The sequence below is a fragment of the Aestuariivirga sp. genome (assembly GCF_046294715.1).
In the GTDB taxonomy this organism is placed as follows: Bacteria; Pseudomonadota; Alphaproteobacteria; order Rhizobiales; family Aestuariivirgaceae; genus Aestuariivirga.
This window is the reverse complement of sequence record NZ_JBKBKI010000001.1, coordinates 102,384-125,214: the sequence shown is the minus strand read 5'-3', so window position 1 is coordinate 125,214 and position 22,831 is coordinate 102,384. Positions and strand designations below refer to the sequence as shown.

The following is a 22,831-nucleotide window of genomic DNA, read 5'->3' as shown; positions in this document are numbered from 1 at the left end:
CGCCGGCTACTGCGGCTGTGCCATGGCCGGGCCTTCATGCATGATGGCGTCGTTCTCCGGCCCCTCGACGATGAGAAATCCGAGGAGCCCGCGCTCGGCGCGCGACAGCGCGTGATCGACGAGCACGTATCGTCCGGCCCGGTCGATCTTGAAGTCGACCACCACCGCGCCCCCGGGCGGCACGGAGACCGTCTGCACGCCCGTGAGGGGCACCGAACCGAGGCTCGCCCCCTGATAGACGGCATCGAAGATCTCGCCGATGACGTGGAAGGAGGAGGTGAAGTTGGGGCCGCCCACGCCGAAGTAGATCCGCACCGTCTCGCCGACGCGGGCGCGTAGCGGGTGGCGCTTGGCCAGCGCCTCCACGGCGCCGTTGAACACGAAGTACTCGGGCTCTTCGGCCAGCATCTTCTCGTAGTCGAACTCCTGCGGACCCACGGCGCCATAGGGCTCCACCGTGTAGAGTTCGCCCTGCATCACGTAGAACTCGCGGTCGACGCGCGGCAGGCCGGCCTCGGGTTCGACCAGCAGCAGCCCGTACATGCCGTTGGTGATGTGGTTGGCGACGCTCGGCGTGGCGCAGTGATAGACGTAGAGGCCGGGAACCAGCGCCTTGAAGGTGACGATCTTTTCCTGCCCCGGATCGGCCTGGGTGAATTCGGCGCCGCCGCCCGGGCCCGTCGCGCCGTGGAAGTCGACGGAGTGGATCATCACGCTGTCTTCGGGATTGGCGAGGTGCACCTCCACCGTGTCGCCCACGCGCACCCGCACGAAGGGGCCCGGCACCTTGCGATCGAAGGTCCAGTACTGGTAGCTGGTCTTCGTATCGAGCGCTCCCATCAGCTCGGGCGTCGAAAGGTCGACGCGCACCACGCGCGGCGGGCCGGGTTCGAGCGGCGGGGGCAAGTCCGTCGGATCGCGGATGATCTCGGGGCTCGAGCTCTGCATCTCCTCGCGCGTGCCGGGCATCACCTGGATGCGGCCTTCCATGCCGGCCGCGCGGTGGCCGGCGACCGAGCAGTAATAGATGAACTCGCCCACCTTGTCGGCGCGGAAGGCAAGCGTGCTGCTCGCCCCCCGGGCGACGACGCGGTTGTTGCACGCCGCGAAATCGTCGATCACGACGCCTTTCTCGGCACCCTCGCCGTTGATCAGGGTGATCTGAACGGTCTCGCCCTCATGCACCATCAGGGTAGGGTTGACCTGTCCTTCGATGTCGCCGCCGGAGCCGATGAACACCATCCGGCCTTCGGAAATGCCGGTGCGCAACGTGAAGGAGGCGGCCCGCGCCGCCGTGCTGTGGGCAACACCCGGGGAGGGCTGGGGCTGTTCCTGGGCCCCGGCAGGGTGAACGGAGGTGGCGAGGATCATCGCCAGGGACAGGAAAACGGAGAGGAATTTCGGCATGGCACACCCCTTTCGAGGGCATCAACACGGGCGGGATTGCCTGGTTCCGCCGCCTTCGTTCCGACGAAATTAACCAAGAGGCTCGAAACTCGTTCGAGAACGTGCGAGAAGCGAGGTGATGCAACCCAGTGTGCCGATAGCTATTGCCCTCCTGGGCCTGGTCCTTTCAGGCTGTGCCGATATCGACCCGGAACCGCTCTCTGCCGCGCCGCCGGCGCCCCAAGCGGGGGCGGGGGATGAGCCCTTCCCGGCTAAGGGCGTCCTCGTGCGGAACGACAGGGGCGGGAAGATCATCGAATATGCCCTCACCCGTGCGAAGTGGAAGGCTGCCGGCACGCCGGTTCGCTTCTCTGGCGACTGTGCCTCCGCTTGCACGCTTTATCTGGCCTTGCCGCCGGAACAGGTCTGCCTCGAGCCTTCCGCCCGGTTCAAGTTCCATGCTCCCCGCGCCGCCAGCGCCGAAGCCAAGGTGGACGCCGCAGCCTATCTGTTCGAGAACTATCCGCCCTGGGTGCAGGACTGGATCACCGCCCGCGGCGGGCTCAGGCGCAATTTCCTCACCATGGACTACGATTACGCGAGCCGCTTCCTGCCCAGCTGCGGCGCAACGCGCGCGGCTGACCGCGAGGCGCTGGAAATTCCCGCCGGCTGAGAAGGCCGGTGCCGGTTGCTCCGCAACGTCATCTGCAAATTCAGGCAGACCGGTGAGCCTCGGCGTGCCTTCAGTTCTCCCGCGGCCCGACCTCCTGATGAGTGAAGCTCCTTGCCAGCAAGGCAAGACCAGCAAGGCCGGCCAGAACCAGAGCATAATCCTGGGGGACGTTCAGGAGCACCGCTGCCGATCCCCCGATGACCGACCAGATGACCGGCACGATCAAGAGCCAGCGCACTGCTCTCTGCTCGCCCGTGAGCAGAATGCCGATCGTGAAGATCGCCGTCGGGCAGGGCGCCACGCCGAAGACCGGTACGGCGGGATAGCTGTGCCCGGCCATCAGTCCCACGAGCGGGTATCCGGCTAGCGCGAAGAGGGCGAGCGCGAGCCCCACCGCAGCCATCGCGCCGCGCCGCGCAGGCGTGACGATGCCGCGCCAAATGAAGGGTGCCGCGAAAAGCAGGGCGGCCTGAGCGATGAATAGCATGGCAAAGAGCCGCGCTGCCGGATTGATGGCCGAGAAATGCATCAGGTGGTAGGCAATCCCGTTCAGCGCCCACATCGCGGAAAGGAACAGCATGATCGCCATGTCGCTCCCGCGAGAGGGAAAACGCTGCAATGCCAGGATGGCCAGCCCTATCACATGGGCAACCACCTGGAGCGGCCAGATGGCGGCATTGTAGTCCGCAAAGACCCTGAAGAATTCCTCAACGCTGAAAGGCATCCCAGCCCCCGTAATCAGAGCCGCGCCGCTCGCTTCCGGCCGATGATGTATCGGCTGGCGAATCCGCCAGACCTCCGTTCCGGCCGGCAATGCGCTTCGTTATGTGCTCCACCAGCGTTGCGCGATCCTCGTGCAAGACATCCCAGCCGGTGAGTCAACCGGGCGAGTATTCGCGGGTCGCCTCTGGGTCGTCCCTTGAAGCGGGCAGCGCGAGCAGCTCCTCCCACGCCTCTTGGCTGATTGGCCAGTCGGCCCATTGGAGTGTTTCGGCAACGCGCTCAGGGCGGCTGACGCCGCAGATGGTGGAGGCGATGCGTCGGTCGCGCAGCGAAAACTGGAGGGCGGCGGCACCCAGCGGAATGCCATGGCGGGCGCAGATCTCCTCGACCCGGCGGATGGGCCGCAGCACCTCCTCCGTGGCGAGCTGGTAGACGTAGCGCTGCTGGCTGGCGGCGCCCTTGGCAAGGGCACCGCTTGCGTAGGGAGCAGCATTGAAGACGGCAATGCCGCGCGACGCAGCGAGATCCAGCATCGGCTCGGCGTTCCGGTTGACCAGGGTGAAGCGGTTGTGTGTGATCAGCGCATCGAAATCCCAGTCACGGAGGATCGGCATCATGATATCGATGCGACCCGCGGCCAGCCCAACCGCACGGGCCAGCCCCTCCTCCTTCATGCGCATCAGCGCGTCCAGAGCGCCGCCGCGACCCGTGACATCGGACAAGTCCGAGGCATATTCGGGATCATGGAGATGCAGCACGTCGACGCTGTCGACCCCGAGTGCGGAGAGGCTGGCCTCGATCGAGCGACGGGCCTGCGCTCCGTCGAAGCGCAGCGTATTCATGTCCCGATCGAGCTTGGTCGAGAGGATGCGGCCCGCCGGCCAGCCGCCGCGTTCACGCACGACCCTGCCGATCAAGTCCTCGCTTCGCCCAAGCCCATAGTTCCGGGATGTATCGATGAAGCCGTTGGGCTGATCCAGAATGGCCCTGATCGTCGCCAGGGCACGGTCCTCGCCCACGCTGTAGCCATAGGTGTCCGGCATGTCCGCGAGCGCCGTCGCACCGAAGCCGATGCGGGGAACGCCGACTCCTGACTTTCCGACCTGAACGAGAGTGTTCATTTTCATCACAAGCTCCTGACCCGAGGCAAGACAAAAGCACACCTCGCGCTTCACCGGAAGCCCGGGGGGTTTCGAGGCTTGCTTCGGCAGGGCTCGCGTTCGCAAGCTGCCGGATCGGTTCTGCTTATGACGCCCACCTCCGAACTAATTCAGCCCCGGCTGAAACAGGAGCTTGATGTAGGACCGCAATGCCATCACCTGTTGGCCCATGATGGCGGGATCCCTCAGCATCTTGCGCATCACGAAGCCACCTTGCAGGGCGGAGGTGCACATGTCGGCCACCACGTCGAGATCAATCGTGTCCCGCGGCGGATAGACCGCCGCAATCTCGTCCAGCAAGAGCCGGAACTGCTTTCGCCATGCGAGCGCAGCGACGCGCATCCGTTCGATCACCCGCCGGTCGACCTGGTTTTCCTGATAGGCAAGGGACGCCGCGACACATCCAGCCTGCGTGTTTGCGCGGCCTTCCATCAGTTCAGCCATCAGCTTCATGGCAATCAGGAAGCGCTGCAGCGGATCATCGCTGAGCTCCGCCGCACGCGAAAAAAGTGCGTCGACCTGCTCCTGGTCCATGGCGATGTAGCGCTCCAGCATGGCGAGGGCGAGCTCCTGCTTGTCCCGGAAATTGTAGAAGAAGCCGGATTTGGTGATGCCCACCTCAGCAATCAGTTCCTCGATCGATGTCGCGGTGAAACCCTTGTCCAGAACCGCGCGCTCGGCCGTCGCCAACAGCCTTTCGCGGGTCGCTTCGCCCTTTCGCATTGGGATTCCATCTGTTTTGTGTACCAACGGTACAGTTTCCCGGTCGTGTACAGCTTGGATTACGGCTGATCGAAGATGCAAGACATTGAAATATCTTGCTGTGACTCCACGCGACAGGGCCGCACCACGTGCCTTCTAGCATGAATGGCCGTCCAGTTACATAACGCGCCTGCCGATGGAACGCGAATGCACCCCCTCCTGCGCTCACCGGAGGCGCGGGAGGAGGAAGTTCCGCCGACACGGAGGCGCCCTGCGCTTCGTGTCGTTCGTTCTCAACCTATCCCCAGCAGTGCGGCAGCCCTGGTCCGCCGGCTGGCACGCAAACACATGGAGTGACAAATGAGTCTTCGAAACCGCCGGGTCAACGTCACGCCCGAAATTGAACTCGATCTCGCGGAGTCGGGTCCTGTGAACGGCCGTCCGGTGATCCTGATCCCTGGCTTGTCCGACAGCTGGCCCTCCTATTTGCCGCTGATGCGCGAGATGCCTGGCGACCTGCGGCTGATTTCCTTTTCGTTGCGCGGGCACGGCGACAGCGGCAAGACGCCTCCGGGATACGGCCTCAGCGACATGGCAGGGGATGTGCTTGCAGCAATGGATCTGCTGGGGATCAGCCGTGCAGATGTCGTGGGTCACAGCCTCGGTTCAATGGTGGCTCAGAAGCTCGTACAGCTGGCGCCATCCCGTTGCACGAGCCTGACGCTGATCGGCGCCTTCGTGAGGATGCAGAGCAATCCCGCCGTCGTGAGCCTGCATGAGGAAGTGATCTTGCCGCTCGCCGATCCTGTTGATCCTGCCTTCGTGCGCGGCTTCCAGGAAAGTGCGGTGGGTCCAGCGACGTCTTGCCACCTCATCGAGGACGTGGTGGCCGAAAGCCTGAAGCTGAGGGCCGATGACTGGAAGGCGGCGCTCGGCGCCGCAATGGCGGCGGATCTGACCACCGCGCTCAGCGATTTCGCGGGACCCGTTCTCGTGCTTCACGGTCAGCTCGATGACTTCTGCCTGCCGGAGGAACAGATCGAGCTCACGCGGGGCATGAGGCGCCAGTTGATCAGCCGCCCCGACTGGGGTCACTCGCCGCATTGGGAAATGCCGGCCGATACTGCAGCCAACATCGCTCAGTTCCTCGGTTCCGTGGCCGCGTGGCCGACAACAGCTAAATTGAGCATGTGACGAGTTGAAGGAGAGGCCGTTCGATCAGGCAGCAGGCTCGTTAGCGGGGTTCGTTCTCACAACCGCCCTCGTTAGCAGGCCCTTTCCGGGCGCGAACAGCAGCGCCAGCACGAAGAGCGCCGTTTGAGCAAGAACAATGCAGGCGCCCGTCGCGGCATCGACGTGAAAACTCGCAAGCGTGCCGACAACAGAGGCGATGACGGCGGATAAGGTGGCAACTCCCAGCATGCGGTCGAACTGGCGGGTGAGCAGGAAGCCTGTTGCGCCTGGTGCGATAAGCATCGCCACGACCAGGATCACCCCGACCGCCTTCAGGGCCACCACGATGGTAAGCGACAGAACGATCAGAAATCCGAGATGCAAGGAGCGAACGGGCAGGCCGATGGCGGTGGCGTGGCCGGGGTCGAAGGCGGCGAGGAGCAGGTCGCGCCGCTTTACGATCACGAATGCGAGACAGGGAATGCCCACCACGAGAGTCTCGACAATGTCCGATACGGAGACGCCCAGCACGTTGCCGAAGAGGATGTGGTTCAGGTGCTGGCCCGTATCGATCTTGACGAACAGCACAAGTCCGAGCGCAAACATGCCCGAGAACACGATGCCCAGAACCGTATCGCTCTTGACCCGACTGTTGGCCTTCAGCCACCCGGTTGCGAGGGCACATCCGAGGCCTGCCCCGAACGCTCCAAGGATCAGCGGAATGCCCGCCACCTCCGCCAGGACCAGTCCGGGGAGCACGGCGTGGGATACCGCATCTCCCATCAGCGACCAGCCGCGCAGAACCAGGTAGCAGGAGAGTATCGCCGACATGACGCCTACCACAACTGCAACCAGCAGTGCCCGCTGCATGAAGGGAAAGGACAGGGGATCGGTAAGCAAGCCCAGAAGACTGCTCACGAGCTTGCCTCCGCAGCCCCGGGCCTGCGCCAGCGGGCGGCAAGATAGCCGTGCTTCGGCGCGAACATGAAAACCAGGAGAAAGATCAGCGTCTGCAGCACGACGATGACGCCGCCAGTCGCCCCATCAAGGAAATAGCTGATGTAGGCCCCGACCACGCCCGTGAGACCGCCGATGGCGATGGCGATCAGGATCAGCCGGCCGAAGCGGTCCGTCAGCAGATATGCCGTTGCGCCGGGCGTCACCACCATCGCGATGACCAGGCTGGCGCCCACCGTCTGCAACGCGGCGACCGTGGCCGCCGACAGAAGCATGAAGAATACGATCTTGAGGCGCATGGGCTGGAGACCGACGGCGCGGGCCTGCACTTCATCGAAGAACACCAGCGACAGATCCCGCCAGCGAAACCCCAGCACCGCAAGGGTGATTCCGCCGATGATCGCGACTTGCATCGCATCTTCGTCGCTGATGCCGAGGACATTGCCAAGGACGATGGTTTGGATGTTGACAGAGATCGGGTTCACCGAGGCGACCACCAGCCCCGCAGCGAAGAAGGCGCTGAACACGATGCCGATTACGGCATCTTCCCGCAGCGCAGTGGCATGTCGAACGAAAGCCATTCCAGCGGCCGCCAGCAGGCCGGAGAGGAACGCGCCGAGAGCGAAGGGGAGTTGCAAGAGATAGGCAGCGGCGACCCCGGGAACCACGGCATGGGCCAGTGCGTCCCCCATCAGCGACCAGCCCTTGAGCATCAGAAACGCCGAAAGGAAGGCGCAGACAGCCCCCACGAGCCCCGACACCCACATCGCCTTGATCATGTAGCCGTATTCGAATGGCGCCAGCAGTTCGTTCATGTGCTGCCTTCTCCGTCGCCGGTCTTGGCATCCTTTCGCGACTCGCCATAGAACACCACCGGGCGCTCGTCGTCGGTCAGGACGGTAACCCGCCGCGGGTCCGCGTCGTCATGCAGCCGCGGTCCTGCAAGCGTGTAATGGCGGAGCACGCCGCCGAATGCGCGCTCGAGATTGTCCTGCGTGAAGACACTCTGCGTGGATCCGGCTGCGAGCAGGGTGCGGTTGATGAGCAACACCTGGTCGCAGAACTCCGGCACGCTGCCAAGATTGTGCGTCGACACCAACATGAGATGACCCGCCTCTCGCAGTGCCAGCAGCAGTTCCATGATGGCCGTCTCGGTCTTGACATCGACCCCCGTGAAGGGCTCGTCGAGCAGGATGATGACGCTCTCCTGCGCCAGGGCCCGTGCCAGGAACACGCGCTTCCTCTGACCGCCTGACAGTTCGCCGATCTGCCGATGCCGCAAGTCCGCCATGCCGACGCGCTCCAGCGCATCGTCGGTCCGGTCGCGGTCCAGGCGCGAGGCCATGCGCATCATTCCCATGTGGCCATAGCGCCCCATCATCACCACGTCCTCGACGAGAACCGGGTAGTTCCAGTCGACATCCTCCGACTGCGGCACATAGGCGACGGCCTGCCGCTTGAGGGCCGCGCCGACCGCCAGGCCACATAGGCTGATGCTGCCCTCAGTCGGCCGGATGAGGCCCATGATCGTCTTGAACAGCGTGGACTTGCCGGAGCCGTTGATGCCAACCAGACCGCACACGGTTCCCGAGCCGAGCGTGAAGCTGACATTCCGCAAGGCCTGATGGCCGTTCGGATAGACCACGGAAACCCGGTCGGCCTCGATCGAGGGACGCAAATGCGTGGCTGTTCCGGGCTGACCCGCCGACTTGCCTGTCAGCATCTGGCGGATGTTCTCCTGGTCAAGGCTGGAACCCCTTCACAATCGTGGAAACGGTTACTTCGAGCAGCTTCAGGTAAGTGGGCACCGGTCCATCGGCTTCTGAAAGCGAGTCGACGTAGAGCACGCCGCCGTATCGGGCGCCGGTCTCCTCCGCGACCTGTCGGGCGGGTTTGTCCGAGACCGTGCTTTCTGAGAATACCACGGGAATGCGATTGGCCTTCACGAGGTCGATCACCGCGCGCACCTGCTGCGGCGTTCCCTGCTGGTCAGCATTGATGGGCCAGAGGAAAGCTTCCTTCATGCCATAGTCGCGCGCCAGATAGCTGAACGCGCCCTCCGAGGTCACCAACCAGCGAATGTCTTCCGGGATCTGAGCAAGGGATTTGCGCAGCGGTTCGTCCAGTGCCCTGATCTGGTCCGAGTAGGCCGCGGCATTGCGGTCGTAAACGGCGGCATTGCCGGGATCGTTGGCCCCCAAGGCCTTGCGGATGTTCTCGACATAGATCAGCCCGTTGCTGGGCGACATCCATGCATGCGGATTGGGCTTGCCTTCATATTGCCCTCCGTTGATCGGGATGGGCACAACGCCCTCGCTCACCACGACGCTCGGCGCATCCCGCACATTGTCGAGGAATTTCTCGAACCAGAGTTCCAGGTTCATGCCGTTCCACAGAACGAGATCGGCGTCCTGCGCCCGCACGACGTCCTGGGGTGTAGGCTGGTAATCATGGATCTCGGCGCCCGGTTTGGTCACCGAGACGACTTCGGCCGCCTCGCCGGCCACGTTCTGTGCGATATCCTTGATGACCGTGAACGTCGTCAGGGCGCGGAACGGGCCGGAAGCCGCGAAAGACCGGGTGGACCGCAGTGGCAAAGCCGCCGCTGCCAGAAGTCCGAGAGTAGCTTTCCGTCGATCGATCTGCAGCATCCCAGGCATGAAGACCTCTTCTTGCTCGCGGCCAAACTTTAGCATTGGCTAAACCTGTGGCAATAGGGTAATTTCGCAAGTGCAAGAGGAGGCTGGACTTGACGCAACGTGCGAAGAAGCCAGGGACCGCGAAAATCCGCTCGGCCGCCTTCCGCCGCATCAGGGCCGACCACAGTTCGGAACTCGCCGAGGATTACGTGGAACTTATCGCCGACCTGATCGACGAGAAGGGTGAGGCGCGGGGCTCGGAAGTGGCGATACGGCTGGGTGTCGCCAATGCGACCGTGGTGAAGACCATGAAGCGGCTGCAGGACCTGGGTCTTGTCACGCAGGAGCCCTACCGCTCAATCTTCCTGACAGAGGAAGGTTGGAGGATGGCCGAGGACGGTCGCCGCAAGCACAAGATCGTCGAGGCCTTTCTGTTGGCGCTCGGCGTCTCCGAGGACACGGCGCGACTGGACTCGGAAGGAATCGAGCATCACGTGAGCGAGGAGACACTCCGCGCCATGGCCAGGTTCCTCGCGCAAAACGCCCGCTAGCAAAGCGCCTCCTTTTGGCGTATTCTCACGACATGGGGCGATGAAGACCATACTGCTGGTACCCTGCGCCGCAGGCCTGCTGCACCACTCGGCGATGGCCCACGATTGCGCCTGCCGCGGAATTGGCCAGTCTTACCAGCAAGGTGAGCTTGCATGCATTCGGGGCAAGTTGGCCCGGTGTGAAATGAACCTCAACGTTCCGACATGGATCGTGACGCCGGCCACGTGTTCGGACGAGTTATCGATAAGTCATGGTGATGTGAAGCCTCAGCGATCGCTGGCATCACTTCTTGAAATGAGGGGCACTCGCCATAGCCTGAATCAGTAAGGTTGGGGAAAATGTACTCAACTATGCTTCGGCCCTTGGAGCTTTGTCTTGGCGCTGTCATCGCAGCGCTGCTCTCGATCACACCTGCAACGGCCCTCGACGCCAGCAAGCTTCCGGCTGGCACATTCATATGCAAGGGCATTGCCCGGACGTGTGGAGCCTGGGGGCCGAGCGGGGACAATACCTGTCGGGTCTGCAAGCAGCCGATCTGCAAAACCGAAAACGGCAGCGAAGTGCTGGCTGGGAATGCCAGCGAGACAGAATGCTATGAAGGGCATGGCCCTGCGCCTACCCGGGCGAGGCCGCAGCGGCTCAACAATTCTCCACGACTGAAGGAAGGTGCAAAGCAATGAACACGCTCATGAACCGCCTGTACGTTGGAATCACACTCCCTCATTCGCTGATCGTCGCGTTGGGAGCACTGCTTCTGGTTGCTTCCAGCGCGACGACCGGCGCCGCGAAGGAGATTTCGCACGACGTTGCAAAGCGCATCTGCAAGGGCCATGCCCCGGCTGGAACGGGATGCGCTTACTGCAAAGGGCTGTACTGCACATACGTCGCGTGCGATGACAAGGCCTGCGACATCGTGGTTGTGAACGCACCCTCGAAGAAGGATGCCGCGCCGGCCAACAGCTCAAAAGTACCGTCTGTTGAATCGACGACCGTGGCACCTGCTCAGTAGGCCAAGGCTCTGGGGACCGCTGTTTTCGCCAGGAGGCGTCACAGACGTGCACGAGGTCATGAACCAATCAATACCACCGTTGCAAGAAGACAGGTAAGACATGATCAGCGGGAGACCGCGATGACAAGCCTTTCCGGCATCAGCACCGCAGGACTTCTCGGGGCGCTATTGCTGTCGTCTTTGCAAGTGCCTTCGTGGGCTGCAGCGAAATGCGAAATGCACACGAAGACGTGCGTCGATGGCCGCACAGGCCAGGCCCGGGTCTGCATTACCACGATCTGCCGTAAAGATGGAGAAATCGTCTCCATCGATACAATTGTGCTGCTGGAGGGTGAAAGCAGCCCGCCGCCGAAGCTGAAGACTCCCGGAATATCCGGGTTACCGAAAGCTCCTGTGCGCTGAACCAGAAACGCGCTGGCACCCCAGGAAAACGGCAGCGGGCCCAGGATCGCGAGCCCTGACCATGCCATGCATGCGCCCGGTCGCATGGGTGGCGAGCAGGGCCTCCGAAGGTCGGGATGCCGATCGGGGCGCAGAGCATGACGGCGCCGAAGACCGTCACGGCTTCACCTTGCTGGTGGGCCAGTTGTGCGTTTCCGCTGTCGCGTCGCGGCACCAGCGGTAGAATGCGTCGTAGAGCAGGATTCCGGCCTCCAGCTGCGGCAGGTCCTCGCTGTGCATGCGCGACAGACCCAGCGAGGCGGCGAGAAGGCCGGGTGCCTCGGGCGAGAGATCGAAGCGTGCCGTGTCCGCCGCCCTCACGATCGTCGCCAGTCGCAGCAGGGGCTCGGTCTTGAGTCCGAACTCCTCGACCATGGTGTCGAAGGTGCATCGGTCACCACGATGGCTCCAGAACGTGTTCTCGATGTCGAAAGGGGTCGCATCGAAGCGGCTTGCCACCCCTTCGACCTCGGAGGCGAGCACGAAGAGAAACACGGCCGAAGGGTCGACAAAGCGCCGGATGAGCCAGGGGCAGGCGATCCTGTCGATCTTGGGCCGTGCCCGCGTGACCCACACGGTTCGCCCGCGCCTGTCTCGGGGAGGAATCCGTGACTCGGGAACAAGAGGCAGACCAGCTGCCTTCCAGCCTTCGAAACCATCTTCCAGCGCCAGGGCATCGGATCCGAGATGGCGCAACCACGCGGCAACGCCGTGCCCGAGCTTGGCGCCATGATGGCAGATCACCACCACGTCCCTTCCGGCGAGTTCCGGCCCCCAGGCATCGACGATGGTGTAGCTCCGCCGCGCGGAGGAAGGGACGAGGCGGGGGTCCTCGCCGAAATCCTCATCGTTGCGCACGTCGATCAGGATCGGAGACCCCGGGGTTCCAATCAGGCGAATGAGCTTGTCGGGTGAAATCGTGCCTGGCGCTGGCATGAGCGTCCTCCTTAATGTTTTGGGATGACGCGATACTTCAGCACGAAGCCTTGAGGGGAGATCGCTTCCCCTATCACCAGATTAGATGCGAGGGAGGCGCTGTCAAGATCGGGAGGGCCGGATCAGCCAAACGGAGTCCTCGACGAGCGCCGCGATGACTTACGAGGGGACCAACCCAATTCACCATTGCTCTCGGCAGAATTGGCCATACAAGCGCCCCGCATCGGCCGCCCGGGAAATCCGCAGAACCGAGGGGCGCAGGAATTCACAAATTTTCCTGAAGCTTTCACAAGCGTGACTGCTGTCACAGTCTTCTTTGTCAGCCACCACTATTCCACGCCCATCGTTCAAATGAACGCAAAACTTCAACTGAATTCATGACAAAGGAAAAGCAAATGTTCAGGAAGTCCGTTCTCGCAGCTTCGATGGTCGCACTCGCGGCGATGGCAACCACGGCAACTGCCGCAGTCGGCAAACCGCCCCATGACGAAAGCTGCAAGCGCTGGGAGCTGCGTGGAATTGTCAACGGCAACTGGCTCAACGCCCCCAGAACCGAAATGTGGGTCTGCATGAGTGGGGAGAGCAAGGGCCGCACCTCTTCTGCGAACAAGTCGTCCGGCGGCTCGACGAACGGCGGCAGCGCCCCCGACGCTTCCTCTTCCGACACCGCCTCGTCGTCCGGCAATCCCGGAAAGGGCAACAACGGCAAGGGCACGCCGAACGGCGGCAAGACCGATGGCGGCGATCCGCCCGGCGGCGGCAACACCGGCAACGACGGCCAGGGCTGAGTTCCCTCAGCCACGCATCATGGCCGGCCCTGCAGCGGAAACGCGCTGCAGGGCTTTTCACTGCGGGCTGGCCTCGGCGGAGACGTCAAGGCCACTCAAGTCTCGCCTGCATGACCACGTTCCCCTGGTGCTCAAAACGCTGCCGAGAGCTGCGGCCCTTACTCGACGATCTTCCAATACGAATCCTTGCGGATCACCTGGCGGTTCCGGAAGGTGTAGAAGTCACAGCCTCGGACCCGGATCCTCTCGCCGTCCGACTTCGTGCCGGTCAGGAGCCACTTGGATATTCCGCAGCTCCCTGAAACGAAGTGCTCCACGCCGGCGTAATGGACATCGGGTGTGGACTCGAATCGTCCCATCAATCCTTTCCTGACCTGATCAAGGCCTTCGAACCTCGTTCCATGGGGCTCGCGGCCGCGCGGCATGTCGAGGCTGCAGTCCGCCGCGAAATAGCTCATGACCTTCTCGATATCGTGGGCATTGAAGGCGTCCGCCAGTCCTTGCAGCGAAGCGAGGATATGTGCATCGGTGTCCATCGGCGCGCTCCCTTGCTGGGCGGATCTCACCATAGCACGATCAGATGTGCCGCACCCGGGCCATGATCGGGCTCCGGGCGGCCACCTTCCGCACGGATGGCGAAAAGGCGGCGATCGCCATGCTGCCGGAAGCCTCTCGCAGATCACACCTCATGCCGTGAGAACGCGGAGGCTCACGACCGGGACTTGGCCTCAACGCTAGACCGACGGGCTTCTGCACGCCGGGGTGACCCGGCGTCGTAGCAGATATCGACGTGGAGCTAACGCCGCGGGGGGCACCAACATGGAACTTCATTTCCGTGGCCGGCACAGGGCCTTCTCGCGCCCCGATGCTGCGGTGCGCGGAATGAAACCTCAAATGCCGGAATGGAAGGCTGGTGCCGCTTGCGTGACTCGAACACGCGACCCCATCATTACGAATGATGTGCTCTACCAACTGAGCTAAAGCGGCTGGCCGTGACGGCGCGGGGTATAGGGTATTTCCCCGCGTGCCGCAACCGTTGGCGGGAGAAATTTCGCGGGGAGCCGTGCCTTCTATCCTTCCGCCGGGAGGGCCTTGCGGCCGCTGGCGGGTGAGTCGAAATCCTCGGGCAGCCCCGGATCGTCCGGCGGGCGCTGCGGCACGACCATCCTCGGCGGCTCGAGCGTCTTCGGCGGAGCGGCGGGCTGGGCCGGCGCCGGGGCAGGGGGCGGGGGCTCGATGCCGGTGTGGCGGTCGGCCTCAGCCTGTTCAGGCACGTCGTAGGGCGTCTTCCACTCGCAGGGAACGATCTCGCCCGAGACCGGTGAAACGGGAGTCCAGCGCGGGCTCGCCACGCCGTCCGATACCCAGACGGGATCGAGCGGCGCATGAAGTGCGCGGTTCAGCCATTCCCGGGCGCGGCCCTTGTCGCCATCGGCCTCTTCGATGGTGGCCATCAGGGCGCAGACGCGGGCCTGCGGGCGCCCGTCGAGCCATGGCTTCAGCGCCTCGCGCGCCTCCGCCCAGCGCTGCGACTTGATGGCGGCGCGGGCGAGCGCCACGGCGCCTTCGAGCCCGCCCTTGTCCTCCTTCAGGAGATCGCGCAGGCGGTCGTAGCGGGCCTCCGGCCCATCGCCGGGTATCAGATGAGCCTGCAATTCGGCGATGTCCGGGTGGGGCGAGAGCAGCCAGGTCTCCTTCAGGATCTTCGAGGCCTTGCGGGTGGAGGCCTGGGTGATGAGAACGCGCGCGGCGACCATCGCGGCGGGCACCAGGGCAGGGTCGAGCTTGTGGGCCTTGAGGGCGAGTTCAAGCGCCTGCGTCCTGTTGGTGTCCTCGAGGGCCAGCGCCTGGGCCGCCAGCATGGCAGCCTGCTTGCGGTTGCCTTCCGGCGCGGGAACCAGGCCGGACTTGATCTGCTGGGCGAGCGTTGCGGCTGCGGCGTTCCAGTCCCTGGCGGCGGATTGGAGCTGCAGCACGGCGCCGGACGCCCAGGAGAGCCGCGGGTTGAGCGCCAGGGCGCGCTCGGCGTGGCGCCTTGCCGCCGCCATGTCGCCGGACTGGCGGGCCTCTGAGAACAGGCCGCGCAGACCCAGCGCCTCGGTATCGGGTGACTTGGTCATCGCCTCGAAGATGCGCTTCACCGCGGCGCGGTCGCCCTTGAGCTGGGCGGCCTGGGCGGCCAGCACGTTGACGAGCGGCTCGTCGGAAAGCGCGTTGCCGGCGATTGCCGCGTGCTTCGCGGCCGCCGCCGCATCGCCCGCACCCGCCGCGATGATGCCGCGCGAAAGCGAGTCGTATCCCTTGCGGTTCTTGCGGAAGGCCCAGTAGCGGCCCACCGCTTGCGGGCTGTGCCACAGGCGCCGGAACAGGCTCCACAGGAACCATATCGCCACCACGGCGAGCACCGCCAGTACGACCCCGGCGATGAAGGTCATCTCGATCTCGCGGCCGAGCCAGCGGATGGTCAGCGTGCCGGGCCGGTCGGCAATCCAGGCGAAGCCCGCCGCCAGCAGCACGAGAAGGAAGAAGCGCCACAGCAGCTTGATCATCGGGCGCCTCCCATCGCGGCGATCTGGCGGAGCACGGCTTCGGAGACCTGCGCCATGGCGGCCTCGAGCTCAAGCCTTGCCGCCGCCCGGTCCCGCCACTGGCCGAGCGCCATGGGCTTTTCGCCCTCCGCGCCGTCGATCGTCGAGATGGCCTGGGCGAGATCGCCCGCCTCGGCGAAGGCGGCGGCCCGCTCCGCCACCATGGGCCAGTCGGTCTCGCCGATCGGGCGGATCGTGACGATGCCGGAGAGCGACTTCATGAGGGACCCGAGATAGCTGTCGTCCTCCGGAGGAGGCGCAGCGGGCTGCGGCAGGGCCGGAATGGCGGCGCGGAGCTCGGCGGCCAGTCCCGCGGCGTCGGGAAGGCCCTCGGCGGCATGGGCGGCCAGCGTGTCGAGCCCCGCCGCCGCCGGAACCATGCGCGAGATGCGGTCCTGCTCGGCCGCGTAGGGTGTTCCGGCCGCCACCTTGGCCTTGAGATCCGAGAGCGCCTGCGACAGGGCCGAGGTCGCCTGCGCCTCGCCCGTTCCGCCGGGCGCGGTCTTGAGGCTGGCCACGTCCTTTTCCAGGGCGTCGATCCTCTGACCGAGGGCGGCGAGCGCTGCCGTATCGACCGGGCCTGCGGCACCGGAGGTGCCCGGCTGCGGCGAGGAAACGGATTTGCGGAAGGCGGCGAGATCGGTCCGGGCGCTTTCCAGCGCCTGCTCCACGGCGGCAAGCCGCTGCTCCGACTGGTCCAGGCGGGCGGCAAGATCGGCCGTCTGCGCCGAAGCGGCGCGCGCGGCTTCGCCGGCCTGTGCGGCCGCATCGCCGACGGAGGCGGCGGAGCCCGCCGCGGCGTCTGCAGCCTGCTTCACGGCGGCGAGCTCGCCGGAGAGCGACCCGACATTGGTTTCGAGCGCGGCCACCTGGGCCCGCAGGGACCGCATCTCGTCCGAAGGAAGATAGGCGGAAAGGACGTCGCGGTAGAGCCAGCCCCCGGCGAGCGCGCCGAGGATCAGCGCGGCGATGATCCAGCCTGCCATGCCGCCGCGCCTGCGCCGGGGTGCCGGGGCGTGCGGCGGAAGCGGCGAAGCCGTGCTCTCGTCGGGCTCATCCGCGGCGGCGGGGCGCGGGGCGTCGGCCTCGGGCCGGATCTCCTCGGCCTCGAGATCGATCACCTGGGGCCCTTCGGGGCCGGTGTCCTCGTGTCTCTGATCGGTCATCCTCTAGGGCCTAAAGGCTTCCCCCGATTTGATCAAGCAGCGCCAGCATGGAGGCCTCCTCGGGCGCGGCGGCGGTGCGAACGGGCCATGCGCCCGGCAGGGCGGCGGCGACGTTGCGCGAAAGGCACAGGTGGATGACCTTGCCCGCCGCCCCGCCGAGCCCGGCCGCCTCGACAAGGCTCCGCCAGATGCGGGCAGTGCGCGGCGAATAGAGGAGCACGGCGTCGAGCGAACCTTCCCGCAGCGCCGTTTCCGCCGCACCGAGGCTGCCGGCGGGAACGGCATCGTAGAGCACCACGCGGCGGCAATCGAAGCCCGCGGATGCGAGCTGCCCCGCGAGGTCGCCCGCCGTCTCGGCTCCCGAGAGATAGAGGATGGGGCCGGCGTTCGGATCGAGCGCGCTCCGGATGAAGGCGGCGAGCCCGTCGACGTCGCCGCCATGTGCCTCGGCCGTGAAGCCAGCCTGCGTGGCAGCCTTCAGTGACTGCGGCCCTACGGCCAGCATGCGAAGGCCGTGAAGGTCATGGCCGGAAGGAAGCGCGCGGATGCCGTTGGCGCTCGTCACCGCCACGGCCTGCCAGGGGAGGGCGGGAATGGCAACGCCCTGGCGCGGGCGGATCGCCAGCAGCGGCGCCATCACGGCCGCGTGGCCCAGCGCTCCGAGCTTCACGGTGAGCGGCCCGGCATCCTCCTCCGGCCTGGTGACGGCGATGCGCATCAGAAGGCGATGAGGCTGCCGCCCTCGGCCTTGACCTGCTCGCCCGCATCCCGACCCATGCGCGCGGCATCGGCGGGAGAGCCCTCGCGGGTCGTCTCGAAGCAGTGGAGGCCATCGGGCGTCAGGGCATGGCCGCGGAACTTCAGGCGCCCGTTCTCGATCACGGCGTGCCCGGCGAGCGGCGTGCGGCAGGAACCGTCGAGCGCCGCGAGGAAGGCCCGTTCGCAAGTGACGGCGATCGCCGAAGCCTCATGGTCGAGGGGGGCGAGCAGCGCCCGCGTCGCCACGTCGTCTTCGCGCGCCTCGATGCCGATGCAGCCCTGCGCCACGGCGGGCAGCATCTGCTCGACGGGCACCGCACAGGTGATCTTCCCGGCCATGCCCAGCCGGTTCAATCCGGCGCAGGCGAGAAACGTGGCCTCGGCCACGCCCTCCGCCAGCTTGCGGAGCCGGGTTTCGACATTGCCGCGGAAAGGGATCACCCTGATGTCGGGGCGCAGGCGCTTCAGCTGGGCGGCGCGGCGTACCGAGGAGGAGCCGACGGTCGCCCCCTGCGCCAGATCGGCGATGGACCTTGCCACGGGGCTCAGGAAGGCGTCGCGCGCATCCTCGCGCGGCAGCAGCGCGGCCATGACGAGCCCGTCGGGGAGCCGGGCGGGCATGTCCTTCATCGAGTGGACGGCGAGATGGATCTCGCCGGCGAACAGCGCCTCCTCGATCTCCTTGGTGAACAGGCCCTTGCCGCCGATCTCGGACAGGGGCCGGTCGCGCACCCTGTCTCCCGTCGTGGTGATGACCACGATCTCGACGTCGGCATCCGTGAGCCCGTGGGCCGCCATGAGCCGGCTCTTCGCCTCGTTCGCCTGGTAGAGGGCGAGGGGCGAGCCACGTGTTCCAATCCTGAGTTTCGGCATTTGCAAGTCGGTTCCGGCGGATGCTAGACGGTCGGCGTCTCTCTTAGCTGCAAAGCCCGGTGCCGTCACCCGTCCATGGAACATGCCCCGACCCATATTCTCGGCATCGAGACCTCCTGCGACGAGACCGCGGCGGCCGTGGTGCGCCGCGATGCGCTGGGAAGGGGCGAGATCCTCTCCAACGTCGTGCTCTCGCAGCTGGAGGAACACGCGCCCTATGGTGGCGTGGTGCCGGAGATCGCGGCGCGGGCGCATGTGAGCCACCTCGACGGGCTGGTGGCGCAGGCGATGAAGGAGGCGGGGCTTTCCTGCGAGCAGCTCGACGGTGTGGCGGCGACGGCCGGGCCGGGCCTGCTCGGCGGGGTGCTCGTCGGGCTCACCATGGCCAAGGCGATCGCGCTCGCGCATCAAAAGCCGCTCCTCGCCGTCAACCACCTCGAGGGCCACGCGCTGACGGCGCGGCTCCTCGCGGATGTCGAGTTCCCCTATCTCCTGCTCCTCATCTCGGGCGGCCACACGCAGTTCCAGATCGTCGAGGGGGTCGGGCGCTACCACCGCCTCGGCACCACCATCGACGATGCCCTCGGCGAGGCCTTCGACAAGGTGGCCAAGCTCCTGGGGCTCGGCTACCCGGGGGGGCCGCAGGTCGAGGCCCATGCCCGCCGCGGCAATCCCGCCCGCTTCGCCTTCCCGCGGCCGCTCAAGGGCCGGAAGGACTGCAATTTCTCATTCTCCGGCCTCAAGACGGCGGTGCGCGAGACGGTGAACGATCTCGGCACGCTGTCCGCGCAGGACGTGGCGGATGCCTGCGCCTCCTTCGAGGCGGCGGTGGCCGAGACCGTGGCGGACAGGCTCGCCGTGGCGGTGCAGATGTTCCGCGCGGCGCACCCGGCCGTGGAGCGCCCCGCGCTCATCGTCGCGGGCGGGGTTGCCGCCAACCAGAAGCTGAAGGCGGTGTTCGAGCAGGCCGCCGGGCGCCACGGCCTCCGACTCATCGTTCCGCCGGCGAAGCTCTGCACCGACAATGCGGCGATGATCGCCTGGGCAGGGGCAGAAAGGCTGGCGCTGGGGCTCGTCGACGATCTCTCCTTTGCGGCCCGCGCCCGCTGGCCGCTCGACCAGGCGCAGGCCCCCGTCTACGGCTCCGGCAAGCTGGGGGCCAAGGCGTGAAGATCGGCGTTCTCGGCAGCGGCGCCTGGGGCACGGCGCTGGCGCATGTGGCGCGGCAGGCGGGACATGAGGTCCAGGTCTGGAGGCGCGGTGGCCCCTGGGAGCCCCTTGGAGGGGCCGAGGGCTTGATTCTCGCCATACCAGCACAGGGGGTACGGGATGTCCTGTCAGGCCTGAAATCAATCGTTACGAACCGCAGGGCGCTCATCATCGCCGCCAAGGGCATTGAGCAGGTCACGGGCCTGTTCATGAACGAGGTCGTGGCCGAGGTCGTGCCCCGGGCGGAGGCGCTCGTCCTTTCCGGCCCCTCCTTCGCGGCGGACGTGGTGAAGGGGCTTCCCACCGCGGTGGTGATGGCGGCGGAGCGGCTCGAGGAGGCGAGGCGCTGGGCGGAGGCGCTGTCGCTGCCTGAGTTCCGCATCTATGCCTCGGATGATGTGAGGGGTGTTGAGATCGGCGGCGCGCTCAAGAACGTTCTCGCCATCGCCTGCGGGATTTCCGATGGCCGCGGGCTTGGCGACAGTGCCCGTGCCGCGCTGACGACGCGGGGCTTCGCGGAGCTCACCCGTTTCGCGGCGAAGCTCGGCGCGAGGCCCGAGACGCTGATGGGGCTCTCAGGCCTGGGCGACCTGCTGCTCACCTGTTCCTCGCGCCAGTCGCGCAACTATTCCTTCGGCTTCGCCATCGGCGAAGGGAAAACTGTCGGCGAGGCGCTCAGCCTGTCGCGCGGCGTGGTCGAGGGCGCCTTCACGGTGAAGATCGCCCAGGCGCTCGCCCACCGGCACGGCGTCGACATGCCGATCGTGGAGGCCGTCCACGCCATCCTCGACGAGCACCGCCCGCCCGACCAGGAAATCGCCCGGCTTCTCGCGAGGCCGCTCGGACCCGAAATCAGACAAGGATGACACCATGCTCTTCGCACTGATCTGCACCGACAAGCCCGCCAGCGTCGATCTCCGCATGGCGGTGCGGCCGGACCATTTGAAATATCTCGAAAGCCTCGGCGGCGCGCTGAAGGCGGCGGGACCCTTCACGACGGAGGAGGGTTCTCCCACCGGCAGCCTCGTCGTCATCGAGGCGGCGGATAGCGCGGCGGCCAGGGCCATCGCCGATAACGACCCCTATGCCAGGGCCGGGCTGTTCCACTCGGTCGAGATCAGGCCGTGGAAATGGCTGATCAAGAACCCGGAGGCGGCGTGATGGCCAATTACTGGCTGTTCAAGTCCGAGCCCGAGGTGTGGTCCTGGGAGCAGCAGAAGGCAAAGGGGGCCGCGGGCGAGGAATGGACGGGGGTGCGCAACTACCAGGCGCGCAACCACATGCGGGCGATGAAGCTCGGCGAGAAGGGCTTCTTCTATCACTCGAACGACGGCAGGGCGGTGGTCGGCATCGTCGAGGTGTCGAAGCTGGCGCACCGGGATTCGACCTCCGACGCCGACACCTGGGAGTGCGTCGACATCCGCGCCGTGGCCGACATGCCCCGCCCCGTGACGCTGGACGAGATCAAGGCAGACCCGAAGCTCAAGGACATGGTGCTGGTGAAGAACTCGCGGCTCTCCGTGCAGCCCGTCAGCGCGGCGGAGTTCAGGCACATCTGCAAGCTCGGCGGCGCCAAGGTTTGATTCCCGACCGCGCCGCCTTCATCCGCGCCAACACCTCCGTGATGAGCCCGCCGCTGGTGCCGGAAATCTCCCTCCACCTCGCGCACGAGGCGGTGCCGCTCTGGCAGAAGACGGAAGAGGAACTGGGCGGCATGGGGTTGCCGCCACCCTTCTGGGCCTTCGCCTGGGCGGGCGGGCAGGCGCTGGCGCGGCACGTCCTCGACCGGCCGGAACTCGTGCGGGGCAAGCGGGTGATCGATCTCGCCTCGGGTTCGGGCCTCGTCGCCATCGCCGCGCTGAGGGCCGGGGCGGCCGGCGTTCTCGCCGCCGACATCGACCCCTTCTCGCTCGAGGCGATCCGCCTCAACGCGGCGCTGAACGGCGTTGCGCCCGAGGTCACGGGAGAGGACCTGCTCGGGGCGCCCGCGCCGGATTGCGATGTGATCCTGGTGGGCGATCTCTTCTACGAGAAGGACCTGGCGGAACGCGTCTTCTCCTGGCTTCTCTCCGCCGGGGAGAGGAACATCGCCGCCCTGATCGGCGATCCTGGCCGGAGCTATCTGCCGCGCGCCGACCTCACGAAGCTCGGCGAATACCGCGTGGCGGTGACGCGCGATCTCGAGGATGCCGAGATCAAGCTGACGTCGGTTTGGCGGCCGAGCCGGTATTGTTGAGATAGAGCGCCCCCATCAGCACGGCGAGCGAGACGAAGAGCCAGACATCGGCCCCGCCATAGAAGGAAAGGGCGATCACCACCGCCGCGGGGGTGGAGAGATAGACGGCCTGCACCGTGAAGACCGCGCCCTTTTCCTGGATGAGGGTGAAGAAGGCGATGCGCTCTACCGTCCACATGGCGCAGGCCAGCAGGATCGTCCAGTAGGCGGCAGGCCCCAGCTGGTCGGCCGACCAGGGCGGCGCCAGGAGGAGAAGGAACGGCAGCGCCACGAGGCCCGACCAGATCGATTCGGCAACGCCGGCCGCCATGGCATGGGCGCGCGGCGGCCACCAGATGGCGGCGAACCAGTTGTAGGCCGAATAGAGGAGGGGCAGCGAGAAGGCGGCGATCAGCCACCAGGAGACCTTGCCCGACAGCATGCCTTCCCGGGTGACGACGAGGATGGCGGTCGAGACGAAGCCGAGCAGGATCGCCAGCAGGCGGCGGGCCGCGGCATTTTCGCGGCCGGTCGCCAGCGCCACAAGGTAGTTGACGATGGGAGCTGTCGAGATGATGAGGGCGAGCTCGGTCGGGGGCACGTGCCGGGCGAAGACGAGGCCCAGGCCGAAGGGCACGTTCATGAGCACCGCGCAGCCGAGCCCGAAGAGCTGAAGCCTGCTTCCGCCCCACCAGTCGATGCCGCGCATGTGGCAGATCGCCGCCAGGATCACGCCCACCCCCGTTCCGGTGAGGAAGATCACATGGGACACGGGCATCCCCAGCATTCCCCAGTGCCTGTAGAGGGTCGGAGAGACGCCCCAGAACAGGCCGAGGGAGAGGAAGAGGGCGAGGTGCCGGGGGGAGGTCATGCCGCTTCTTA

The 22,831-nt window shown here is 66.0% G+C and carries 26 protein-coding genes and 1 tRNA gene; 11 read left to right on the top strand and 16 right to left on the bottom strand.

Going from position 1 to position 22,831, the window contains the following annotated elements; translation table 11 throughout:
- Positions 1 to 6 precede the first annotated feature (6 nt).
- Complete coding sequence (nirK, locus tag ACK4HL_RS00710; protein WP_409755581.1) at positions 7 to 1,407, bottom strand: copper-containing nitrite reductase; 1,401 nt, start codon at positions 1,405 to 1,407, stop codon at positions 7 to 9.
- A gap of 118 nt (positions 1,408 to 1,525) precedes the next feature.
- Here nirK and ACK4HL_RS00705 point away from each other — a divergent pair, with 118 nt between their 5' ends.
- Positions 1,526 to 2,059 (top strand): hypothetical protein, encoded by a 534-nt coding sequence (locus ACK4HL_RS00705; protein WP_409755578.1) that lies wholly within the window; start codon positions 1,526 to 1,528, stop codon positions 2,057 to 2,059.
- A 70-nt stretch (positions 2,060 to 2,129) separates the two neighbouring features.
- Here ACK4HL_RS00705 and ACK4HL_RS00700 read toward each other — a convergent pair whose 3' ends face one another.
- The 3 genes from ACK4HL_RS00700 to ACK4HL_RS00690 form a co-directional block, all read right to left on the bottom strand.
- On the bottom strand, positions 2,130 to 2,783 hold the full coding sequence (locus ACK4HL_RS00700) for a DUF6064 family protein (RefSeq protein ID WP_409755575.1): 654 nt from the start codon (positions 2,781 to 2,783) through the stop codon (positions 2,130 to 2,132).
- A gap of 154 nt (positions 2,784 to 2,937) precedes the next feature.
- Positions 2,938 to 3,909, bottom strand: a complete 972-nt coding sequence (locus tag ACK4HL_RS00695) for an aldo/keto reductase (protein ID WP_409755572.1) — start codon at positions 3,907 to 3,909, stop codon at positions 2,938 to 2,940.
- A gap of 138 nt (positions 3,910 to 4,047) precedes the next feature.
- Positions 4,048 to 4,665: a TetR/AcrR family transcriptional regulator gene (locus tag ACK4HL_RS00690; protein ID WP_409755569.1), complete on the bottom strand. Its 618-nt coding sequence runs from the start codon at positions 4,663 to 4,665 to the stop codon at positions 4,048 to 4,050.
- 339 nt (positions 4,666 to 5,004) lie between these two features.
- Here ACK4HL_RS00690 and ACK4HL_RS00685 point away from each other — a divergent pair, with 339 nt between their 5' ends.
- A complete protein-coding gene (locus ACK4HL_RS00685; RefSeq protein ID WP_409755566.1) occupies positions 5,005 to 5,838 on the top strand; it encodes an alpha/beta fold hydrolase in 834 nt (277 codons plus the stop codon).
- A gap of 24 nt (positions 5,839 to 5,862) precedes the next feature.
- Here ACK4HL_RS00685 and ACK4HL_RS00680 read toward each other — a convergent pair whose 3' ends face one another.
- From ACK4HL_RS00680 to ACK4HL_RS00665, 4 genes are read right to left on the bottom strand one after another with little or no spacing between them, the layout of a single operon-like run.
- Positions 5,863 to 6,735, bottom strand: a complete 873-nt coding sequence (locus tag ACK4HL_RS00680) for a metal ABC transporter permease (protein ID WP_409755563.1) — start codon at positions 6,733 to 6,735, stop codon at positions 5,863 to 5,865.
- Positions 6,732 to 7,589, bottom strand: coding sequence for a metal ABC transporter permease (locus ACK4HL_RS00675; protein ID WP_409755560.1), 858 nt, complete (start codon positions 7,587 to 7,589; stop codon positions 6,732 to 6,734). The genes ACK4HL_RS00680 and ACK4HL_RS00675 overlap by 4 nt, the downstream gene beginning before the upstream one ends.
- Positions 7,586 to 8,497 carry an ATP-binding cassette domain-containing protein gene (locus ACK4HL_RS00670; RefSeq protein WP_409755557.1) on the bottom strand — a complete coding sequence of 304 codons (912 nt, stop codon included), beginning with the start codon at positions 8,495 to 8,497 and terminating at the stop codon, positions 7,586 to 7,588. Before ACK4HL_RS00670 ends, ACK4HL_RS00675 begins: the two co-directional genes overlap by 4 nt.
- 19 nt (positions 8,498 to 8,516) lie before the next feature.
- The gene (locus tag ACK4HL_RS00665) at positions 8,517 to 9,425 is read right to left on the bottom strand and encodes a metal ABC transporter substrate-binding protein (protein ID WP_409756112.1); all 909 of its coding nucleotides are present in this window, start codon (positions 9,423 to 9,425) and stop codon (positions 8,517 to 8,519) included.
- Positions 9,426 to 9,523: 98 nt separating this feature from the next.
- On the opposite strand from ACK4HL_RS00665, the gene mntR reads away from it, so the two are divergent.
- The 3 genes from mntR to ACK4HL_RS00650 all read left to right on the top strand — a co-directional run bounded on the left by mntR (position 9,524) and on the right by ACK4HL_RS00650 (position 11,376).
- Positions 9,524 to 9,964 carry a manganese-binding transcriptional regulator MntR gene (mntR, locus tag ACK4HL_RS00660; protein WP_409755554.1) on the top strand — a complete coding sequence of 147 codons (441 nt, stop codon included), beginning with the start codon at positions 9,524 to 9,526 and terminating at the stop codon, positions 9,962 to 9,964.
- A gap of 677 nt (positions 9,965 to 10,641) precedes the next feature.
- Positions 10,642 to 10,974 (top strand): hypothetical protein, encoded by a 333-nt coding sequence (locus ACK4HL_RS00655; protein WP_409755551.1) that lies wholly within the window; start codon positions 10,642 to 10,644, stop codon positions 10,972 to 10,974.
- Positions 10,975 to 11,094: 120 nt separating this feature from the next.
- A complete protein-coding gene (locus ACK4HL_RS00650) occupies positions 11,095 to 11,376 on the top strand; it encodes a hypothetical protein (protein WP_409755548.1) in 282 nt (93 codons plus the stop codon).
- A gap of 156 nt (positions 11,377 to 11,532) precedes the next feature.
- Here the strand turns inward: ACK4HL_RS00650 and ACK4HL_RS00645 are convergent, their stop codons facing one another.
- Positions 11,533 to 12,351, bottom strand: coding sequence for a chromate resistance protein ChrB domain-containing protein (locus ACK4HL_RS00645; RefSeq protein ID WP_409755545.1), 819 nt, complete (start codon positions 12,349 to 12,351; stop codon positions 11,533 to 11,535).
- Between the two features lie 425 nt (positions 12,352 to 12,776).
- Here ACK4HL_RS00645 and ACK4HL_RS00640 point away from each other — a divergent pair, with 425 nt between their 5' ends.
- Positions 12,777 to 13,139: a hypothetical protein gene (locus ACK4HL_RS00640; RefSeq protein WP_409755542.1), complete on the top strand. Its 363-nt coding sequence runs from the start codon at positions 12,777 to 12,779 to the stop codon at positions 13,137 to 13,139.
- 158 nt (positions 13,140 to 13,297) lie between these two features.
- Here ACK4HL_RS00640 and ACK4HL_RS00635 read toward each other — a convergent pair whose 3' ends face one another.
- The 6 genes from ACK4HL_RS00635 to hemC all read right to left on the bottom strand — a co-directional run bounded on the left by ACK4HL_RS00635 (position 13,298) and on the right by hemC (position 18,525).
- Entirely contained in the window at positions 13,298 to 13,675 is a 378-nt protein-coding gene (locus tag ACK4HL_RS00635) for a nuclear transport factor 2 family protein (protein WP_409755539.1), read from the bottom strand.
- Between the two features lie 375 nt (positions 13,676 to 14,050).
- A tRNA-Thr gene (locus ACK4HL_RS00630) sits at positions 14,051 to 14,126 on the bottom strand.
- An 83-nt stretch (positions 14,127 to 14,209) separates the two neighbouring features.
- On the bottom strand, positions 14,210 to 15,688 hold the full coding sequence (locus ACK4HL_RS00625) for a heme biosynthesis protein HemY (protein WP_409755536.1): 1,479 nt from the start codon (positions 15,686 to 15,688) through the stop codon (positions 14,210 to 14,212).
- Positions 15,685 to 16,893 carry a COG4223 family protein gene (locus ACK4HL_RS00620; protein WP_409755534.1) on the bottom strand — a complete coding sequence of 403 codons (1,209 nt, stop codon included), beginning with the start codon at positions 16,891 to 16,893 and terminating at the stop codon, positions 15,685 to 15,687. The genes ACK4HL_RS00625 and ACK4HL_RS00620 overlap by 4 nt, the downstream gene beginning before the upstream one ends.
- A gap of 10 nt (positions 16,894 to 16,903) precedes the next feature.
- Positions 16,904 to 17,611: a uroporphyrinogen-III synthase gene (locus tag ACK4HL_RS00615; RefSeq protein ID WP_409755531.1), complete on the bottom strand. Its 708-nt coding sequence runs from the start codon at positions 17,609 to 17,611 to the stop codon at positions 16,904 to 16,906.
- Positions 17,611 to 18,525, bottom strand: a complete 915-nt coding sequence (hemC, locus tag ACK4HL_RS00610) for a hydroxymethylbilane synthase (protein WP_409755528.1) — start codon at positions 18,523 to 18,525, stop codon at positions 17,611 to 17,613. Before hemC ends, ACK4HL_RS00615 begins: the two co-directional genes overlap by 1 nt.
- A gap of 75 nt (positions 18,526 to 18,600) precedes the next feature.
- Here hemC and tsaD point away from each other — a divergent pair, with 75 nt between their 5' ends.
- Genes tsaD through ACK4HL_RS00585 form a run of 5 tightly spaced genes read left to right on the top strand, consistent with a single transcriptional unit; the run spans position 18,601 to position 21,970 of the window.
- Complete coding sequence (tsaD, locus tag ACK4HL_RS00605; RefSeq protein WP_409755525.1) at positions 18,601 to 19,695, top strand: tRNA (adenosine(37)-N6)-threonylcarbamoyltransferase complex transferase subunit TsaD; 1,095 nt, start codon at positions 18,601 to 18,603, stop codon at positions 19,693 to 19,695.
- Positions 19,692 to 20,600 carry an NAD(P)H-dependent glycerol-3-phosphate dehydrogenase gene (locus ACK4HL_RS00600; RefSeq protein ID WP_409755522.1) on the top strand — a complete coding sequence of 303 codons (909 nt, stop codon included), beginning with the start codon at positions 19,692 to 19,694 and terminating at the stop codon, positions 20,598 to 20,600. The genes tsaD and ACK4HL_RS00600 overlap by 4 nt, the downstream gene beginning before the upstream one ends.
- Positions 20,601 to 20,604: 4 nt before the next feature.
- The gene (locus tag ACK4HL_RS00595; RefSeq protein WP_409755519.1) at positions 20,605 to 20,895 is read left to right on the top strand and encodes a YciI-like protein; all 291 of its coding nucleotides are present in this window, start codon (positions 20,605 to 20,607) and stop codon (positions 20,893 to 20,895) included.
- Complete coding sequence (locus ACK4HL_RS00590; protein ID WP_409755516.1) at positions 20,895 to 21,317, top strand: EVE domain-containing protein; 423 nt, start codon at positions 20,895 to 20,897, stop codon at positions 21,315 to 21,317. The genes ACK4HL_RS00595 and ACK4HL_RS00590 overlap by 1 nt, the downstream gene beginning before the upstream one ends.
- A 41-nt stretch (positions 21,318 to 21,358) precedes the next feature.
- Positions 21,359 to 21,970: a class I SAM-dependent methyltransferase gene (locus ACK4HL_RS00585; protein WP_409756110.1), complete on the top strand. Its 612-nt coding sequence runs from the start codon at positions 21,359 to 21,361 to the stop codon at positions 21,968 to 21,970.
- Here the strand turns inward: ACK4HL_RS00585 and ACK4HL_RS00580 are convergent.
- Positions 21,930 to 22,820 carry a hypothetical protein gene (locus tag ACK4HL_RS00580; protein ID WP_409755513.1) on the bottom strand — a complete coding sequence of 297 codons (891 nt, stop codon included), beginning with the start codon at positions 22,818 to 22,820 and terminating at the stop codon, positions 21,930 to 21,932. The genes ACK4HL_RS00585 and ACK4HL_RS00580 overlap by 41 nt on opposite strands.
- Between the last annotated feature and the right edge of the window lie 11 nt (positions 22,821 to 22,831).

Bases quoted from the DNA above. Each gene is read 5' to 3' on its own strand.
- ACK4HL_RS00700 (WP_409755575.1), bottom strand. From the start codon at position 2,783: ATGCCTTTCAGCGTTGAGGAATTCTTCAGGGTCTTTGCGGACTACAAT.
- ACK4HL_RS00675 (WP_409755560.1), bottom strand. From the start codon at position 7,589: ATGAACGAACTGCTGGCGCCATTCGAATACGGCTACATGATCAAGGCG.
- ACK4HL_RS00665 (WP_409756112.1), bottom strand. From the start codon at position 9,425: ATGCTGCAGATCGATCGACGGAAAGCTACTCTCGGACTTCTGGCAGCG.
- ACK4HL_RS00590 (WP_409755516.1), top strand. From the start codon at position 20,895: ATGGCCAATTACTGGCTGTTCAAGTCCGAGCCCGAGGTGTGGTCCTGG.
- ACK4HL_RS00695 (WP_409755572.1), bottom strand. From the start codon at position 3,909: ATGAAAATGAACACTCTCGTTCAGGTCGGAAAGTCAGGAGTCGGCGTT.
- hemC (WP_409755528.1), bottom strand. From the start codon at position 18,525: ATGCCGAAACTCAGGATTGGAACACGTGGCTCGCCCCTCGCCCTCTAC.
- ACK4HL_RS00650 (WP_409755548.1), top strand. From the start codon at position 11,095: ATGACAAGCCTTTCCGGCATCAGCACCGCAGGACTTCTCGGGGCGCTA.
- ACK4HL_RS00690 (WP_409755569.1), bottom strand. From the start codon at position 4,665: ATGCGAAAGGGCGAAGCGACCCGCGAAAGGCTGTTGGCGACGGCCGAG.
- tsaD (WP_409755525.1), top strand. From the start codon at position 18,601: ATGGAACATGCCCCGACCCATATTCTCGGCATCGAGACCTCCTGCGAC.
- ACK4HL_RS00595 (WP_409755519.1), top strand. From the start codon at position 20,605: ATGCTCTTCGCACTGATCTGCACCGACAAGCCCGCCAGCGTCGATCTC.
- ACK4HL_RS00655 (WP_409755551.1), top strand. From the start codon at position 10,642: ATGAACACGCTCATGAACCGCCTGTACGTTGGAATCACACTCCCTCAT.
- ACK4HL_RS00685 (WP_409755566.1), top strand. From the start codon at position 5,005: ATGAGTCTTCGAAACCGCCGGGTCAACGTCACGCCCGAAATTGAACTC.
- ACK4HL_RS00645 (WP_409755545.1), bottom strand. From the start codon at position 12,351: ATGCCAGCGCCAGGCACGATTTCACCCGACAAGCTCATTCGCCTGATT.
- ACK4HL_RS00635 (WP_409755539.1), bottom strand. From the start codon at position 13,675: ATGGACACCGATGCACATATCCTCGCTTCGCTGCAAGGACTGGCGGAC.
- ACK4HL_RS00625 (WP_409755536.1), bottom strand. From the start codon at position 15,688: ATGATCAAGCTGCTGTGGCGCTTCTTCCTTCTCGTGCTGCTGGCGGCG.
- nirK (WP_409755581.1), bottom strand. From the start codon at position 1,407: ATGCCGAAATTCCTCTCCGTTTTCCTGTCCCTGGCGATGATCCTCGCC.
- ACK4HL_RS00705 (WP_409755578.1), top strand. From the start codon at position 1,526: ATGCAACCCAGTGTGCCGATAGCTATTGCCCTCCTGGGCCTGGTCCTT.
- ACK4HL_RS00640 (WP_409755542.1), top strand. From the start codon at position 12,777: ATGGTCGCACTCGCGGCGATGGCAACCACGGCAACTGCCGCAGTCGGC.
- ACK4HL_RS00620 (WP_409755534.1), bottom strand. From the start codon at position 16,893: ATGACCGATCAGAGACACGAGGACACCGGCCCCGAAGGGCCCCAGGTG.
- ACK4HL_RS00670 (WP_409755557.1), bottom strand. From the start codon at position 8,497: ATGCTGACAGGCAAGTCGGCGGGTCAGCCCGGAACAGCCACGCATTTG.
- ACK4HL_RS00580 (WP_409755513.1), bottom strand. From the start codon at position 22,820: ATGACCTCCCCCCGGCACCTCGCCCTCTTCCTCTCCCTCGGCCTGTTC.
- ACK4HL_RS00615 (WP_409755531.1), bottom strand. From the start codon at position 17,611: ATGCGCATCGCCGTCACCAGGCCGGAGGAGGATGCCGGGCCGCTCACC.
- ACK4HL_RS00585 (WP_409756110.1), top strand. From the start codon at position 21,359: ATGAGCCCGCCGCTGGTGCCGGAAATCTCCCTCCACCTCGCGCACGAG.